We start from the raw sequence: 16,707 nt of genomic DNA on the forward strand, positions 1-16,707 counted from the left end.
GCTAAGATGGATGCTAAAGATGGAGATGACATTCTTTGGAGCTGGGCCCGTAGACAAACATAGGATATCGACTAAAATATAATCAATTGCGGTGGAAGCCTTCGGGCGACACCTGAAGAGGGTTGATGCGTCGGCCCTCTTTTTTTGACGTTATTTTACAGCATGCTTGACATAGCTGCGCGAGGCCGTGCGGGGGAATCCGTGCGGGGAATGTCACTTCCAGAATTGATCTTGCGATTCAACTGCCGCTCGACGTGGTCATTTCGCAAGATACCGATTTGGCGTCGGTGCTCCTGTACCCATCGTTTATTCGCCCGATAATCACGACGCTATTGTTTGCGATCTTGCTCTCTTGCACCGTGAACATGCAGTAGATCGGTAAGAGCCAGTTGGCGTAGATGCCCATCCCGTACGCTAAAGACGCTACCAATGAAACGCTCTGCTCGCCGGGTAGTCCATGGTAGTACCCGGCCGCGTTCATATAGAGGCGCTCGTCCATCAGGTTGTCGATATGAACCTCCTTGGATGTGAACTTCAGCACCCTTTCTGCTCTTTCGCTTTGGTTTGCAGGGCTGCCAGAAGACAAAAACATGGTTGATTTCCGATCTCAGCCGAACACATTGAGCAAATAGGCCATTCCCGCAGTTAGCTGAACGCCCCCGCGGCCCCTCCTGGGGTCCGGGGGCGCCGTTTTCCCAGTTGAAGGAACGGTGGAGATGTGTTTCGATGGGTCCGGTGGCCATGCTCCGCCCTCCGCCCGGCACCTCTTCCCAGACTCAGCCGGACGGCCGGTCCGTCTATTCCGTTTTTTCCTTCAGGCTAGGACAGCGGGGCATCGCCCCTCTCTGCGCGCGCCCGCCCTATCAGTCCCGGCGTCAGGTCGAGCTCGCCGAGCGGCACGTCCTCCACGCCGTAGGCGTCCAGCAGCGCCGCCGCGTCGTCCCCGAGCATCGCCCTGAAGGCGCGGGCGGGCGTCGTGAAGCCGAGCGCGCCGCGGGGCTCGGAGTTCACGTGCGACATGGCCAGCGCCAGGTCGGCCGGGGAGAGCCGGTCGAACCTGATTCCGGCGCCCTTGGGCAGCAGCTTCCTTATCTCGACGTGGTTGCGCTCGCAGGCGCCCTTCTGGTCGCTTCGCCCGGGGTCGCAGTAGAACAGCCTCGTCTCGCCCGGCCCCTCGCCGAGCAGCGCCGCGATCGCCGCCTCGTCGGAGAACTCGGCGCCGTTGTCGGTGAGCACGGCGCGGAAGACCCTGCCCATGCCGTCGGCGCCGAGGACCTCCCTGATATCGCCCAGGGCGTCCGCGACGCACCCGGCGGTCTTCTCCTCCAGCGGCAGCGCGAGCTGGAGCCTGCTGGGGCGGTGCAGCAGCGTGAGCAGGCAGGCGGAGTCCTCCCGCGCGCCCTCGACCGTGTCCATCTCCCAGGCCGCGGCGCACGCGTCCTCCCCGAGGGCGAGGAACGCGGCATGCGACCTGCGGGCGGAGTGGCGCGTGGCCGCCCGGCCGGCGGCGCTCTTCCTCGGCCTGTAGCCGACCTTGCGCCTGAGCTCCATGTTGGTCATGCCGTCGTAGCCCGCCGAGACCCAGCGGTAGATGGTCGACGGCGACAGGTCCACCGGGCCGCCGTTGCGCGCCGCCATCTGCTCGGGCGAGAGCCCCCGGCGCAGGCAGTCCCTTATCGCCTCCAGCCTGGCCGCCGCGGCGGGCTCGTCGGCGTCTATCCCGCGCCTGGACGAGACGAGGACCGAGTCGGCGCACAGCTGCGCGGCCCGGGCCTCGTAGAAGACGTGGGGGCGGCGCTTGCAGCCGATCGCGCGGTACCGGCCGCAGCCGTTGCAGCATCGCGGCCACGCGGCCAGGCGCGGGCAGGCCGCCGACAGGTCGGCGGAGGCGTCCACGCGCTCGCCGCGCCTGGACTTCGGCGCCGTCACGAACCTGTGCGACGCCACCTCGGCGCTCACCGTCGAGGGCGACCTGCCCAGCTCCCTCGCGATCTCCCTGCACGAGGCCCCGCGCTCCAGCATCCTCTGGACCGTGTCCCGCTCGTGCCTCGTGAGCCTTCCGTAGGCCCTCGGGACCGCCCTCGCGGAGCCCCTATTCTTCTTTCCGGACATGCCGTCCTCCGATCTCCCGGGGCCGGCCGGTCCGGCCCTCAGGGTATCGGGTTCCCACATTCATCCGCACATGTGCGGATGAATGTGGGAAGTGTTCGGATGAAGTTGATAATCAAGGAAGACAAAAACATCAACGTGCTCGTTGCGTGCGCTTCATTTTATGTCCGCGCCAGTGGCTACACTTTTGAAAAACGGCACGTAGGTATCTGTCGCATATCTCATGCTGTAGACATATCGGCGAGTTCAGAGTTGAAGGCGAGGTGAGTATGAAAGGCAGAAATCAGCACGTTACGAAGCGTTCGGATGGCAATTGGCAGGTTAAGGGCGAAGGGGCAAGTCGCGCTTCTTTCGTTACGACGACCCAGAGCGAGGCGATAAAGCTCGGTCGACGCATTTGCTCCAATCAAGAGTCTGAGCTGATCGTCCATCGTAGCGACGGAAGAATCCGCGAAAGGGATTCCCATGGCCACGATCCCTTCCCACCGAGGGGATAAGGGTGCGGCTCCATAGCGACAGCGGCTCGTAATAGCGTGCCCGCTGTCGCTAAATGACTTCTTCGTTGTGGCGAAATACGAGCTTGGGGTTATTTCACATGAATTGGTCGTTTGGTCTCTTCTAAGGGCTGATTTGGGGGATTCGTGGTATTGGATTGACGGCCCCCGAGTTCTCCCTTAAAGTAAACGTTGTGATGAGGCCTTGCGACGGTACGTCCGGCTTGGTCCGTGGGAACCGCCGAAAGGCGGTTTTCGCGTTTAAGGGGCCCATATGGATAAGCCATTTAAATCTATTACCGAGCAGATTGCTATTCTTGAAAGCCGTGGGCTCGAATGCGATAACAATACTCGTTTAGTTCTGGAGCGTGAGGGATACTATCCGGTTGTTAACGGCTACAAGGATTTGTTTCTTGACCAACGGGAAGACTCTGGCCAAGAGGTTTTCGTAAAAGGGACCAAGTTTTCTGATATCTATCGTTTATTCGAATTCGATCGAACGTTGCGCCTGCTGATGTTTGAGTATTTTAACAAGGCGGAAGCAGTTCTTAAGACCGTCTGCTCTTATCGGTTTGCCATGGCTCATAAAGATAACCCAGAAGCATACCTTGATAGAGATTCCTATCGGGCTGAGGCCGGCTATCGAAAAAAGATCGACACGCTTATCGGTGATTTCGAGAAGGCGCTATGTAGGTCTAAAAAATGGAACAGTGATTATAAAAGGGACTACATTCGTCATTATGAAAATAATCACGACAATACGCCGGTATGGGTTCTTATGAATTATTTAATGCTTGGCCAGGCATTCAAGTTTTTCGAGTTTCAACCAGAAAGCATGAGAAATTCCATTGCCAAGTCGTTTTCTGACCTTTATTCCGAGACGCATGAAGTCCATAAGCGCATCAGCCCACGAAGGCTAAGACTTGCATACGATCACATTAAAGATTTTCGAAATATCTGTGCGCATGACGAGCGTCTGTTCTGCGCAAGGGTGTCTCCGTCTCGCGATGTCAATCTAGTAGGGGTTTTAAGCGATCTTGAGCTAGTGCTGACTGAGGATGACTATAAGATGTTACGCCGAAATATACTGCTTGATGCACTCAAGTTGAGTGACGAGCTCAGTAACGATGCCAGCACAAAGGTGCTTTTCGCTATGGGTGTTAACGATTTATCGAGTGTGTTTCCTAAGGAAATACTGGGGTCGTAATCGACGCGAGCGATGAATTTACTCTACAAGTTGGACGTGCACGAATCGCGCAGAGCGGGTAGTAAAGGGGCCATTTCATGGCGGAGCTTCTCGGTGAGTAGCCAATAGGGCCCGGAGGCAGCTCCAGGTCAGCACTCCGCAGTTATTTTGTTGGGGTTTCTTTTACGGGAACCCCAGTCAACAATAGCGAACTTTCTGGGGAATGTTAGGGAGGGGAGGAGTAACTGACTGTTGGGGCGTTGGTCATTGGCGGCGTCCCGCCCGCGCTTCGTTGGCTATGCTTGATGCGGCAACTCCGGCATGAGGCCGTCCTGCGCCTCATCGAGGCTCGGCACCGAGGCCCTCCAGGAAAAGTCCGCGAGGCTACTGCTTGGGTCAAGCTCTACATGGGCGCATTCTTCGATTATGTAGCTAGGGTGATTCTCGTTTGGTAAAACTGGCTGCGAAGTGATTATCGCTAGTCATGTCTCAAGTGACTCATTAGTCTCCACGCGTTTCTCTATCATGTAATCGCTACGTCATGCGGTTGCTCCTCACGGGTATCATGGTGAAAGCGATTTCAATGACAGGGGTACTCGTGGTAAAGATGAAAGATGTGGCCGAGCTGGCCGGCGTTTCGAGCGCCGCCGTCTCGCGCTACCTCAACGGTGGCTACATATCGACGGACAAGGCCGAGCGCATTAAGCAGGCGATTGAGCTGACCGGATACGTGCGGTCCAGCCAGGCTCGCGCGCTGCGCACCGGTTCCACCAAGCTCATCGGCGTCATCGTGCCTAAGATCAACTCGGAATCCGTGAGCCGCATTACCGCCGGCATTGGCCAGGTGCTCGGTCGCCGTGGCTACCAGATGCTGCTTGCAAACACCGACAACGCGGCCGATCGCGAGCTCGAATACCTCGATTTGTTCCAAAACCATCCGGTTGATGGCATTGTGCTGGTGGCAACTATGATTACAGACGAGCATCGCCGGGCGATTGAGTCGTGCCGCGTGCCCATCGTGCTGATCGGCCAGAATGTTGAGGGCGCGGCGTGCGTCTATCACGACGATTACGAGGCCGCCTTTGAGCTGGGCCATGCGCTTGCGGGTCGCGTTGACGGCAAGATTGCCTATATTGGAGTTACCGAGGGGGACCGCGCGGCCGGTTATGACCGCCGTCGCGGTTTTGAGGCTGGCTTGCGCGCCGCGGGCTTGGCGCTTGATCCGAGCCTGATTCGCCAGGGGTCCTTTACGCTCGACTCGGGCTATGGTGCGGCGCGTGAACTGCTTTCCGTCGCTCCCGATGTTTCGTTTATCGCCTGCGCGACCGACACCATGGCGGCGGGCGCGCTGCGTGCCATCGATGAGGTTCGCGGCATGGGCGAGGGTATACACCGCGTGAGCGGTTTTGGCGACAATGCGTTTTTGCGCGCGCTGACGGGCGGCATTCCCACCGTGCATTATGGCTACCTGACCAGTGGCGTCGAGGCGACCAATATGTTGCTCAACACGCTCGATGGCGTTGAGGGGGAGAGCGGTCTCAAGACGCTCAAGCTCGGCCATCAGCTTATGAATGTCTAGGCTTTGGGCACGTCTGCCTGCCTCTGAGCCCTTATGTTTGTCTCAAAACTACCATTCGCCGGCTTTTTCCTACCGTTCACCGTTATATGAAAACGATTGCAGTCATATGAAACTGAAAACGATTACAGTTTAAGTGTCAAAGATGGCCGGGTGCACATGCGCCCGTTGGAGGAAAGGGAAGTCATGGACTACCGCAAATCAGCCCAAGAGGTGCTCGACAACATCGGTGGCGCCGACAACGTTGTTTCGGCCGCACACTGCGCCACGCGTCTGCGCCTGGTGATTGCCGATAACGCCAAGGTTGACAAGGAGGCCCTCGAGAATATCGACGGCGCTAAGGGCGTCTTTGAGGCCCAGGGCCAGCTCCAGATTATTTTTGGCACCGGCACCGTCAATAAGGTGTACGACGAGTTCATCGCCCTCGGCGGTATCAATGCCGCCTCTAAGGCCGAGGTCAAGGAGGCCGCGGCGCAGCAGCAGAACATCTTTATGCGTGCCATTAAGGTGCTCGGCGATGTCTTTGTCCCCATCATCCCCGCCATCGTGGCTTCGGGCCTGCTGCTGGGCATTATGAGTGCCCTCAACTTTATGGCCTCCAACGGCTTTATCGCGCTCGACACCAATAACTTTATTTATAAGATCGCCGACCTGGTCTCGGGAACGTCCTTTGGCATTCTGCAGATCCTAATCGGCTACTCCGCGGCTAAGGCCTTTGGCGCCAACCCGTACCTGGGTGCCGTCGTCGGCGGTGCGTTCATCAACTCCTCGCTGCAGAGCGCCTACACGGTTGCCTCCGAGGGCGTGCAGACCATGGTCACCGTCATTCCCGGCGTGTACAGCTTTGAGTGGGTTGGCTATCAGGGCCACGTCATCCCCATCGTCATCGCTTGCGCGATCCTTGCCTTCCTCGAGAAGCGTCTGCACAAGATCGTTCCCGAGATGTTCGACCTCTTTGTAACCCCGCTTGTCTCCGTGTTCGTGACCGTGCTCGTGACGCTTATCGCTGTCGGTCCCGTCTTTGTGTGGGCCGAGAATGCCGTCCTCGGTCTGATCCAGGCTCTGCTCACCCTGCCCTTTGGCATCGGTTCCTTTATCGTCGGCCTGTTCTATGCCCCCACGGTCGTCACCGGTATTCACCAGATGTACACCGCCATCGACCTGGGCCAGCTTGCCCAGTACGGCGTGACCTATTGGCTGCCCATTGCCAGTGCCGCCAACATCGCCCAGGGCGGCGCCGCGCTTGCCGTTGCCTTTAAGACCCACGATGCCAAGATCAAGGGCCTAGCGCTTCCTTCGGCTCTGTCCGCCTTCATGGGTATTACCGAGCCTGCCATCTTTGGTGTGAACCTGCGCTTCTTTAAGCCCTTCATCGCTGGCTGCATCGGCGGCGGCTGCGGCGCCCTGGTCTGCGCGCTCACCTCGCTCGCCGCTTCCGGTACGGGCGTTACGGGTATCTTCGGTATCCTGCTGTGCCTGGCCCAGCCCGTGCAGTACGCGATCATGTTTGCGGTCGCCGCGCTGGTTTCCTTTGGCGTCTCGTTTGTCCTGTACAAGGACGAGCCCAAGGCTTCCGAGCAGGCCTAAGAGCTTTTGATTGAAGGGTGCCCGCGGGTTGTATGCTCGCGGGCGTTTCCCGTATCCGGTGTCGATCTCTGGCGCCTTGTTACTTTCGATCCGTTAGGACTTTGATATGTCTAATGCACTTGGCCGCGACCTTGCAAAGCTGGTTGCCGCTGTTGACGCTGCCGCCTCTGAGTGCGGCCATGGCGCGTATGGCCAGCGCTTCCATATTATGCCGCCGGCGGGCTGGCTCAACGACCCCAACGGTCTTTGCCAAGCGGGCGGCGTGTTTCACGCGTACTTCCAGTATGCCCCGTTTGATGTGAACGGTGGCGTAAAGATGTGGGGCCATGCCACAAGCCGCGACCTTATGAACTGGGAATATGTTGGCGCCCCGCTGCTGCCCGACGAGCCGTTCGATTGCCATGGCGTGTATTCAGGCTCCGCGCTTGCCGAGGACGGCCGCATTCGCGTGCTCTATACGGGCAACGTTAAGCTTTCCGATGCGGACGGCACGTACGACTACGTCAATACCGGCCGTCGCGCCGATACTGTTTATGTCGAGAGCGTTGATGGCCTTGCCGGTCGGGAGTTCAGCCAAAAGCGCGTGGTGCTGGCGTCCGATGATTATCCCGAGGATTTGACCTGCCACGTGCGTGACCCCAAGGTGTGGCGCGATGATGACGGGCGTTACCACATGGTGCTGGGCGCGCGTCGTCGCGTGGATGGGCCGCATGTCGATAGTCGATTTTGCGCCATGCACGGCGAGGGTGCCGGGCGCGATGTGGGCGAGATCCTGGTGTATGGCTCGGCCGATATGCTGAGTTGGGAGCTCGAGAGTCGTGTGTCTACGCCCGAGCGCTTTGGCTTTATGTGGGAGTGCCCCGGCTATATCGAGCTCGATGCGAATGGCGATACCGCTGCATTTTTGTCGTTCTCGCCCCAGGGGCTCGAGGGCGGTCGTTGGGACCGCGGCAATGTGTATGCAGCGGGCTACATGCCTGTAACGGGCGACATTACGGGTGGTGACGGTGTCTATGAGCTGGGCGAGTTCCGCCTGTGGGACGCCGGTTTTGACTTCTATGCTCCGCAGGAGTTCACGGCCGAGGACGGTCGCCACATTCTGATTGGCTGGATGGGTATGTCCGATGAGCCGACCTATGGCAACGCGCCCACCGTGGCGTGCGGCTGGCAGCACTGCATGACGGTGCCGCGCGAGCTTACGGCCGGTGACGGCGGCGTGGTGCTGCAGCAGCCGGCGTGCGAGATCGAGCGCCATTATGCCTCGGTGCGTGTGGGGGAGGGCTCGTTGGAGGTTGACGGCGATACCTGCTTTGACCTTGCTGTCGACGGTGTCGACGGCGCGTTTACCGCGATTGTTGATGGCGAGCTGAAGCTGGCGTATGTGCCCGCCGAGGGCGGACTGCCCTCGCGCTTTGAGATGCGATTTACCGATGAGGGTCGCGCTTCTGCCGGCTGCGGTCGTACCGTGCGTTGGGAGCCCGTCGACGAGGTTCGTAACGTGCGCATTGTTGGCGATGTCTCCTCGGTCGAGGTGTTTGTGAACGATGGCGCGCTGGTGTTCTCGACGCGCATCTATCCTGAGGCCTATGGTGTGACCGTTGACGCTCCGGGTGCGAGCGTGAACTATCACACGCTCAACATCTAGGCGATTCGTCGCATATCGGCGCTATACTGCAGCCGTTGCCCACGATGCGGGTAACACCCGCATCGTGGGTTTTTGTTTGTGAAGGGACGGTGCCGCGTGGACGTGCAACAGCTAGAAGAGGCTTGGGCTTTGAGAGCCGGCGCGCGTGAGGTGCGGTTGCTTGCGGCCTCGCATGTGCCAGCAGCGCTGTCTCAGCTGGGGATTGTGCGTCCCGGTGACCGCCTGGTCGCGTTTGCCGATGACTTTACCGATGCGTTTGAGCGCGGCTTTGATGGCTGCGATGTTGTTCTCGTGGACCCGCCGTCGGTTGCGGCGTTTGCTGCTGCTTCCGAGGGCTATGGTGCTTCGTTTGATGCCGAGGGGCCGCACCTGTGGTGGTTTGTCAACTCCATCGGCGGGTTTGGTCTGCGCGTGCCCGATCTGCGTGCGCTGGGTCGTGCGGCTCGCGAGGCCCATGCGCTGTTGGTTGTGGACAACACCGTGGCGTCGGCTTTTGGCTGCGATCCGCTGCGGCTGGGTGCCGTGCTGTCGCTCGAGGCGCTCGACCGCGTGTGTGCTGGTAAGGCGCCGCGCAAGTTCGTTGCCGCTTCGGTGGCGCGCTCGCAGCTCAAGCGTCATCGTGTGGATGCCGCGGCTGAGTGCGCGCATGCCCTGCTTGAGGGCTGTGGCTTGGCCAAGCTTGATATGCCTGCTGACGAGGCCGGTGTGCTGGAGCGCGGGCTGGACTCGCTCGATGTCCGCATGCAGGCACATTTCGACCGCGCCCGTGCGCTGGCCGAGTACTTGGCTGCGAACGAGATGGTACGCAACGTGCGCTATCCCGGGCTGAGCTCGCATCCCGACCATGTGGTTGCAACGGGGATCCTCGAGCATGGTTTTGGCCCGGCAGTTGAATTCGATCTTATCGAGCTTAGCGCAGGGGAGCTGTTCGATGCTTTGTCGGGGGAGTTCCGCACATCGCTCGCCGGCGGCGCAGCGACGCGCCTTTCGGCCCCACGCGGCAAGCAGGGGAGCACCATCCGTCTCTTCGCCGGCACCGACAATCCCCTGGTCGTAGCGTCCGCCCTAGACAATGCCCTTCGTAAACTAGCTACTCTTTAATGCTTGCGATGAGGTCGCTTGCTTTGGTGGCGATGACGTTGTTGACGTCGGCCCGCAGCTCCTCGTAGACCGCTATGGCTCGCTCGCCGGCGGGGGTGAGGGTGGATCCGCGGGCGCCGTCGCGCTCGATGAGTTTGCAGCCCAGCTGACCTTCGGCCTCGTTCACGATGCGCCAGGCCTTGGAATACGCCATGCCCATGCTCTTGGCGGCGCGGTTGAGCGAGTGCTCGCGGGCGATACCCTGCAGCAGCAAGACGCAGCCGTGTCCAAACACGCCCGGCAGATCTTTGTCGCACGCTTGAATGACCAACTTTGCCGTCGTCTTGTACTCCATACGCTCCACGTCTCCCCGCTAAAGTGTTTGCTGGGCAAACGCAAAGCCTGCGTCAAACCCTCGTGTGCTCTTCTTAAATCATGCATTGTAGCAGTCAAAGTGCGTTAAGATACTTCCCCAGTATTGGGCGCCCAAGGTTGGGCTGGGTCCTACGAGGCCTGCAGCCGACCGGTCGCATGGAAAAAGGAGAAACATGGCTACGTTCTTTCCCGGTGAGTCCCACACGTTTTCGGAGTATCTGCTGGTCCCTGGTTACTCGTCCTCGCAGTGCATCCCCAACAACGTCTCTCTTAAGACGCCGCTAACCCGCTTTAAGCGCGGTGAGAAGCCGGCAATCACCCTGAACATCCCCATGGTTTCCGCCATCATGCAGTCCGTCTCGGGCGTCGATATGGGTGTCGCGCTCGCTACCGAGGGTGGCCTGTCCTTCATTTACGGTTCCCAGAGCGCCGAGTCCGAGGCCGCTATGGTCAAGGCCGTCAAGGATCACAAGGCCGGTTTCGTTCAGTCCGATTCCACGCTGACCCCCGACATGACCATGGAGCAGGTCATCGAGCTCAAGGAGAAGACCGGTCACTCCACTATGCCGGTCACCGACGACGGCACTCCCAAGGGTAAGCTCCTGGGCATCGTCACCAGCCGTGACTATCGCCCCAGCCGCGATGACCACCAGACGAAGGTCTCCGAGTTCATGACCCCGCGTGAGCAGCTCATCGTGGGTGACAAGAACATCAGCCTCAAGGTTGCCAACGACGTTATCTGGGACAACAAGCTCAACGCCCTGCCCATCGTCGACGATAACGATCACCTCATGGGCATTGTGTTCCGCAAGGACTACGACAGTCACAAGACTAACCCCAACGAGCTGCTCGATAACGACAAGCGCTACATGGTCGGCGCCGGTATCAACACCCGCGACTATGCCGAGCGCGTGCCGCTGCTCATCGAGGCCGGTGCCGATGTCCTGTGCATCGACTCCTCCGAGGGCTTCAGCGAGTGGCAGAAGCGCACCATCGAGTGGATCCGCGCCAACTACGGCGAGGACGTCAAGGTCGGTGCCGGTAACGTTGTCGACGCCGAGGGCTTCCGCTTCCTGGCCGACTGCGGTGCCGACTTCATCAAGGTCGGTATCGGCGGTGGTTCCATCTGCATCACCCGCGAGACCAAGGGCATCGGTCGTGGCCAGGCCACCGCGCTGATCGACGTCTGCCGCGCCCGTGACGAGTACTACGAGGAGACCGGCGTCTACGTGCCCGTGTGCTCCGACGGCGGTATCGTCTACGACTACCACATGACGCTTGCCCTTGCCATGGGTGCCGACTTTATGATGCTGGGCCGTTACTTCGCCCGCTTTGACGAGAGCCCGACTGAGCGCGTCAACGTCAACGGCCAGTACATGAAGGAGTACTGGGGCGAGGGTTCTGCGCGTGCTCGCAATTGGCAGCGCTACGACCTGGGCGGCGCCGCGAAGCTCAGCTTCGTCGAGGGCGTCGACTCCTACGTCCCGTACGCCGGATCCCTCAAGGACGGCGTGGGCGGCACGCTCTACAAGGTTAAGTCCACGATGTGCAACTGCGGCGCCCTCTCGATCCCCGAGCTCCAGGAAAAGGCACGCCTAACGCTGGTCAGCTCCACCTCCATCGTCGAAGGCGGCGCCCACGACGTTGTCGTGAAGGACTCCCAGCAAAGCGTCAGCTACCGCTAAGCGGCTTTCCCAAGCACCGCACCTTGCCGTTCAAACCGTCGCTCGCGTACCAAAGTACGCGACGCTCCTCTTTCACGGCAATCTGCGGCACCTGGAAAACCCGTTCGTGCTAGAACGAGTTTCAGACAAAGGTTGATTCCCAACCACGTTATTTAGATAAAGCGAGATGCCTGCAAGTCGCAGGCATCTCGCTTGTTGTATTTGCTATCATCATGCGAGTTAACGATGTGGCGGGGCGTTCTTACCTTTGCTCGCTGCAAGTTCCGCACGAGCCGAAGAGCACTTAATGTGCTCTTCGTGCGAGCAGGACTGTCCGCAGCAGCGAGCAAAGGTAAGAACGCCCCGCCCCAACCGAGATAACAAAGGAGCTGATATGTGCGATTGCACAGATCATAAGGACGAGATTCCTGTTTACGACGCGCAGGCCATCGAGTCCCGGTGGATGAAGGCCTGGGAGGACTCCAACCTCTTTGCTGTCGACACCGACGACAGCAAGCCCAAGAAGTACGTGCTCGAGATGTTCCCGTATCCGTCGGGCGACCTGCACATGGGCCACGCGCGCAACTATACCATCGGCGATGCCATGGCCCGTCAGGCCCGCATGCGCGGCTATGACGTGCTGCATCCCATCGGCTTTGACGCCTTTGGCCTGCCTGCCGAGAACGCCGCCATCAAGCACAACACGCAGGCTGCCGCCTGGACGTATAAGAACATGGACCAGGCGCTCGCCACGATGAAGCGCATGGGCTTCTCCTACGATCTGGATCGCATGGTCAAGACCTGCAGCCCCGATTATTACCGCTGGGGCCAGTGGATCTTTGAGAAGATGTGGGAAAAGGGCCTGGTCTACCGCAAGAAGAACCCGGTCAACTGGTGCCCCACCTGCAAGACCGTTCTGGCTAACGAGCAGGTTACCGAGGGCAAGTGCTGGCGCTGCGGCACCGAGCCTGAGAAGCGCGACCTTGAGCAGTGGTACTACAAGATTACCGAGTACTCTCAGGAGCTGCTCGACGACCTGGAGAAGCTCCCCGGCTGGCCCGAGCGCGTTAAGCAGATGCAGGCCAACTGGATCGGTCGCTCCGAGGGCGCCGAGGTCGACTTTACCCTGTGCGACCAGGATGGCGAGCCCATCGAGGGCGATGAGGGCAAGATCACCGTCTTTACCACGCGTGCCGACACCCTTTTTGGCGTCTCCTTCTTTGTCCTGGCTCCCGAGTACGCCGGCCTGCATGAGCTCGTCGAGGGCACGGAGTACGAGGAGGCCGTCACCAAGATCGTCGAGGACTCCAAGCATATCTCTGCCGTCGAGCGTGCCCAGGGCACCCTCGAGAAGCACGGTGCCTTTACGGGCCGCTATGTGGTAAACCCCGTCAACGGCGAGAAGGTCCCCGTGTGGGTTGCCGATTATGTCGTCGCCGACTACGGTACCGGTGCCGTCATGGCCGTTCCCTGTGGCGACCAGCGCGACTTTGAGTTTGCCCGTAAGTACGACCTGCCGATCGTGCCGATCATCCTAGACGATGACGATCGCGCTGCCGTCGAGGCCAGCGGCGAGACCATCGATACCTTCCATGCCGAGACCGTCGACTGGGATTGCGCTCACGCTGCCGAGGGCACCCTCGTCCAGTCCGGCAAGTACACCGGCATGCGCGGTGGTAAGCACTCCGAGGGCGAGGCTGCAATCGTGGCCGACCTCGAGGCCATGGGCTGTGGTCGTCGCAAGGTCGAGTTTCGTCTGCGCGACTGGCTCATCAGCCGCCAGCGCTATTGGGGCAACCCCATCCCGGCCATCCACTGCGAGCACTGCGGCATCGTGCCCGTACCCGAGGATCAGCTGCCGGTGACGCTGCCCGAGAACCTTGACCTGGGCGCAGGCGAGACCCTTGCCGAGTGCAAGGAGTTCTACGAGACCACCTGCCCGGTGTGCGGCCGCCCGGCCAAGCGTGAGACCGATACCATGGACACCTTCACCTGCTCCAGCTGGTATTACCTGCGCTATACCGATCCGCACAACACCAAGCTGCCCTTCTCCCGAGAGGCCGCCGACCGTTGGATGCCCGTCGATAACTACATTGGCGGCATCGAGCACGCCATTCTGCACCTGCTCTACAGTCGCTTCTTTACCAAGGCGCTGCGCGACCTGGGCCTGCTGAGCGTGGACGAGCCCTTCACCAACCTGCTGTGCCAGGGCATGGTCAAGGACGAGAACGGCGACACCATGTCCAAGTCCAAGGGCAATGTCGTGCCCCCGAGCTCGGTCATCGAGCCCTACGGCGCCGACACCATGCGTTTGGCGATCCTGTTTATCGCTCCGCCCGAGAAGGACTTCGACTGGGATCCCAAGGCCGTTGAGGGCGCCAACCGCTTCATCAAGCGCGCCTGGCGTATCGTTTGGCAGCTCGTCCAGTCCGGTGACGCCAACGTGGCCTTCGACAAGTCCGCGCTCGACGAGGTTGCGATGAAGCTCTATCGCGAGCGTCACCGCACCATCGCCAAGTGCACCGAGGACTTCGATCGCGGCCAGTTCAACACCGCGATCTCGGCCGTCATGGAGCTCGTCAACGCGGCGAGCGCCTACCTCAACGCCACCGAGGGTACCGCCCGCGACAAGGCGCTGTGCTACGGCGTGGCTAAGGATATCGTGAGCGTCCTTGCCCCCATCTGCCCGTTCTGGGCCGACGAGCTGTGGCACGAGGCCCTCGGCTGCGAGGGCAACGCCTACACCGCCGCCTGGCCCGAGTTCGACCTGGCCGAGTCCGTTGAGGACACGGTGCAGATCGTGGTCCAGGTGCTCGGCAAGGTCCGCGGCCGCGTCGACGTTGCCCGCGATGCCTCCAACGAGGAGATGCAGGCTGCCGCCGAGGCCGCCGTCGCCAAGTGGCTCGAGGGCAAGACGGTCGTCAAGGCCATCTGCGTGCCCGGCAAGCTGGTCAACCTGGTGGTCAAGTAAGCGCTGCGCGCAAAGCTGACATGCAATAAACGAGGGACGGTCCGTTTGGGCCGTCCCTCGTTTTGCATGTACCTGCCATGGTGTCTTCGGTCAATTGTCCTATTCTTGTGGAGATGCTGTGGGCGCGCTGACCTGCGAATTTCTTTGACGCTTGCACGTTTTCGCAGGTATTGGTATAGTTTGCTTGCAAATGAAGTTGTAATTGAAAGAAGTGGGGTTTCGGCCCCGCTTCTTTTTTGTATGGATGGAGGTGCCGCAATGGTCAAAACTAAGACCGAGCAGGCGATCATCGACGCGCTCGAGGCCGTTGCTCCCCAGCACGATGTCGACATCGTTGACGTCGAGCTCGTGGGTGCCACCAAGGCCCCCTGCGTGCGTGTGCGTATCGAGGGTGCCGAGGGCCAGAGCCTGTCGCTCAATGACGTCACGGCCAACACCAAGTGGGTCGGCGATGTGATTGAGGAGCTCGACCCCATCTCTTCGAGCTATACGCTCGAGGTGTCGAGCCCGGGTATGGCGCGCCCGCTGCGCCGCCCGTGCGACTTTGCCCGCTTTGTGGGCGAGAACTGTGAGCTCACCTCCACCGCCACCGAGGGCCGTCGCAAGTACGCCGGCAAGATTGCCGCTTCGACCGAGACCGACGTGACCCTCGAGCTCGAGGACGGCGAGTCCGTCACCCTCGATTTCTCTGATGTTAAAAAGTGCAAGTTGAAGCCCACCTACGACTTCAAGCCCGCGAAGGAAGGAAAGTAAGATGGCAGCATCCGACATGATGTCCGCCCTGATGGAGCTTTGCCAGGAGAAGCACATCGACCAGCTCTACCTGATCGACCGCCTGGAGCAGTCGCTCGCCAAGAGCTATGCCGAGATCCTGCATCTTGAGTGGGGCGCCAAGGTGACCATCGACCGCACCACCGGCAAGATCTACGTCTACCGCCTGGAGCCGATCGACGATTCCATGGACGAGGAGGGCAACTTCACCGAGTTCGAGGAGATCGACGTCACCCCCAAGAACACGAGCCGCATCGCTGCCCAGCACGCCAAGGCCGAGATCAACGCCATCGTGCGCAACTCCGCCCGCGAGCAGATCTACGAGGAGTTCTCCGGCCGCATCGGTGACCTCATCAGCGGTACCGTGCTGCAGTCCACGCCCGACTTCACGATCGTCAAGATTCGCGAAGGCGTCGAGGCCGAGCTGCCGCACTTCGATCAGCGCCGTTACGAGAACGAGCGCAACGAGCGTCCGATGGGCGAGCGCTACCTGCACAACCAGCACATCAAGGCCGTGATCATCGACGTTCGCGACCCCAACTCCAACCTGCAGCCGGTTCGTGGCGAGCACAGCCGTCCGCCGATTGTCATCTCCCGTACCCACCCCGAGCTCATGCGTCGTCTGTTTGAGCAGGAGGTGCCCGAGATCTATGAGGGCACCGTCCAGATCAAGTCGATCGCCCGCGAGCCCGGCCAGCGCTCCAAGGTCGCCGTCCACTCGCTCGACGATCGCCTGGATCCCGTTGGCGCCTGCGTCGGCCCCAAGGGCAGCCGTGTTCGCGCCGTCGTGGGCGAGCTCCGTGGCGAGCGCGTCGACGTCATCCTGTGGGATGCCGATCCGGCCGTCTACGTCGCCAACGCCCTGTCGCCCGCTAAGGTCACCCGCGTCCTCATCGACGAGGAGAAGGCCTACGCCGGCGTCATCGTGCCCGACGACCAGCTGTCCCTCGCCATCGGCAAGGAGGGCCAGAACGCCCGCCTCGCCGCGCGCCTGACCGGCTGGCACATCGACATCAAGTCCGAGACGCTTGCCGCCGACATCCTCAAGAACGTTCCCGTTCACGAGGAGCCCGCCGCCGACCTGATCGGTGACGAGGAGGACGAGGACGTCCGCCGCTGCGAGTACGTGTCCGAGGACGGTATCCAGTGCCGCAACCAGGCTCGTCCCGGCTCCCGTTTCTGCGGTGTCCACGACACCGACGCCTTCGATGATGCGGAGGACCTGATCTAGCGCGCGTTCGCGCCGGGC

12 protein-coding genes are annotated in these 16,707 nt (G+C 60.7%); 10 read left to right on the top strand and 2 right to left on the bottom strand.

Going from position 1 to position 16,707, the window contains the following annotated elements; genetic code table 11:
- Positions 1 to 819: 819 nt before the first annotated feature.
- The gene (locus LCQ44_RS07575; RefSeq protein WP_225093224.1) at positions 820 to 2,112 is read right to left on the bottom strand and encodes an IS30 family transposase; all 1,293 of its coding nucleotides are present in this window, start codon (positions 2,110 to 2,112) and stop codon (positions 820 to 822) included.
- 266 nt (positions 2,113 to 2,378) lie between these two features.
- On the opposite strand from LCQ44_RS07575, the gene LCQ44_RS10105 reads away from it, so the two are divergent.
- The 6 genes from LCQ44_RS10105 to LCQ44_RS07605 all read left to right on the top strand — a co-directional run bounded on the left by LCQ44_RS10105 (position 2,379) and on the right by LCQ44_RS07605 (position 9,698).
- Positions 2,379 to 2,606 (top strand): DUF2188 domain-containing protein, encoded by a 228-nt coding sequence (locus LCQ44_RS10105; protein ID WP_225093500.1) that lies wholly within the window; start codon positions 2,379 to 2,381, stop codon positions 2,604 to 2,606.
- A gap of 271 nt (positions 2,607 to 2,877) precedes the next feature.
- Positions 2,878 to 3,810 carry an Abi family protein gene (locus LCQ44_RS07585; protein WP_225093501.1) on the top strand — a complete coding sequence of 311 codons (933 nt, stop codon included), beginning with the start codon at positions 2,878 to 2,880 and terminating at the stop codon, positions 3,808 to 3,810.
- 586 nt (positions 3,811 to 4,396) lie between these two features.
- On the top strand, positions 4,397 to 5,368 hold the full coding sequence (locus LCQ44_RS07590) for a LacI family DNA-binding transcriptional regulator (RefSeq protein WP_225094247.1): 972 nt from the start codon (positions 4,397 to 4,399) through the stop codon (positions 5,366 to 5,368).
- A gap of 183 nt (positions 5,369 to 5,551) precedes the next feature.
- Entirely contained in the window at positions 5,552 to 6,952 is a 1,401-nt protein-coding gene (locus tag LCQ44_RS07595) for a PTS transporter subunit EIIC (RefSeq protein ID WP_225093502.1), read from the top strand.
- Between the two features lie 106 nt (positions 6,953 to 7,058).
- Positions 7,059 to 8,597 (top strand): glycoside hydrolase family 32 protein, encoded by a 1,539-nt coding sequence (locus LCQ44_RS07600; RefSeq protein ID WP_225093503.1) that lies wholly within the window; start codon positions 7,059 to 7,061, stop codon positions 8,595 to 8,597.
- Positions 8,598 to 8,726: 129 nt separating this feature from the next.
- A complete protein-coding gene (locus LCQ44_RS07605; RefSeq protein WP_225093504.1) occupies positions 8,727 to 9,698 on the top strand; it encodes a PLP-dependent transferase in 972 nt (323 codons plus the stop codon).
- Here LCQ44_RS07605 and LCQ44_RS07610 read toward each other — a convergent pair.
- Complete coding sequence (locus LCQ44_RS07610) at positions 9,688 to 10,032, bottom strand: winged helix-turn-helix domain-containing protein (protein ID WP_138112359.1); 345 nt, start codon at positions 10,030 to 10,032, stop codon at positions 9,688 to 9,690. The genes LCQ44_RS07605 and LCQ44_RS07610 overlap by 11 nt on opposite strands.
- A gap of 193 nt (positions 10,033 to 10,225) precedes the next feature.
- Between LCQ44_RS07610 and LCQ44_RS07615 the strand changes: the two genes are divergently transcribed.
- The 4 genes from LCQ44_RS07615 (at position 10,226) to nusA (ending at position 16,689) form a co-directional block, all read left to right on the top strand.
- Complete coding sequence (locus LCQ44_RS07615; RefSeq protein WP_006234046.1) at positions 10,226 to 11,737, top strand: IMP dehydrogenase; 1,512 nt, start codon at positions 10,226 to 10,228, stop codon at positions 11,735 to 11,737.
- Positions 11,738 to 12,110: 373 nt separating this feature from the next.
- Positions 12,111 to 14,687, top strand: a complete 2,577-nt coding sequence (gene leuS, locus LCQ44_RS07620) for a leucine--tRNA ligase (RefSeq protein ID WP_138112361.1) — start codon at positions 12,111 to 12,113, stop codon at positions 14,685 to 14,687.
- Between the two features lie 258 nt (positions 14,688 to 14,945).
- Positions 14,946 to 15,440, top strand: coding sequence for a ribosome maturation factor RimP (locus LCQ44_RS07625; protein WP_117637769.1), 495 nt, complete (start codon positions 14,946 to 14,948; stop codon positions 15,438 to 15,440).
- A gap of 1 nt (position 15,441) precedes the next feature.
- Positions 15,442 to 16,689, top strand: coding sequence for a transcription termination factor NusA (gene nusA, locus LCQ44_RS07630; RefSeq protein WP_006234042.1), 1,248 nt, complete (start codon positions 15,442 to 15,444; stop codon positions 16,687 to 16,689).
- Positions 16,690 to 16,707: the final 18 nt, after the last annotated feature.

The organism is Collinsella aerofaciens (assembly GCF_020181355.1).
Lineage (GTDB): Bacteria > Actinomycetota > Coriobacteriia > Coriobacteriales > Coriobacteriaceae > Collinsella.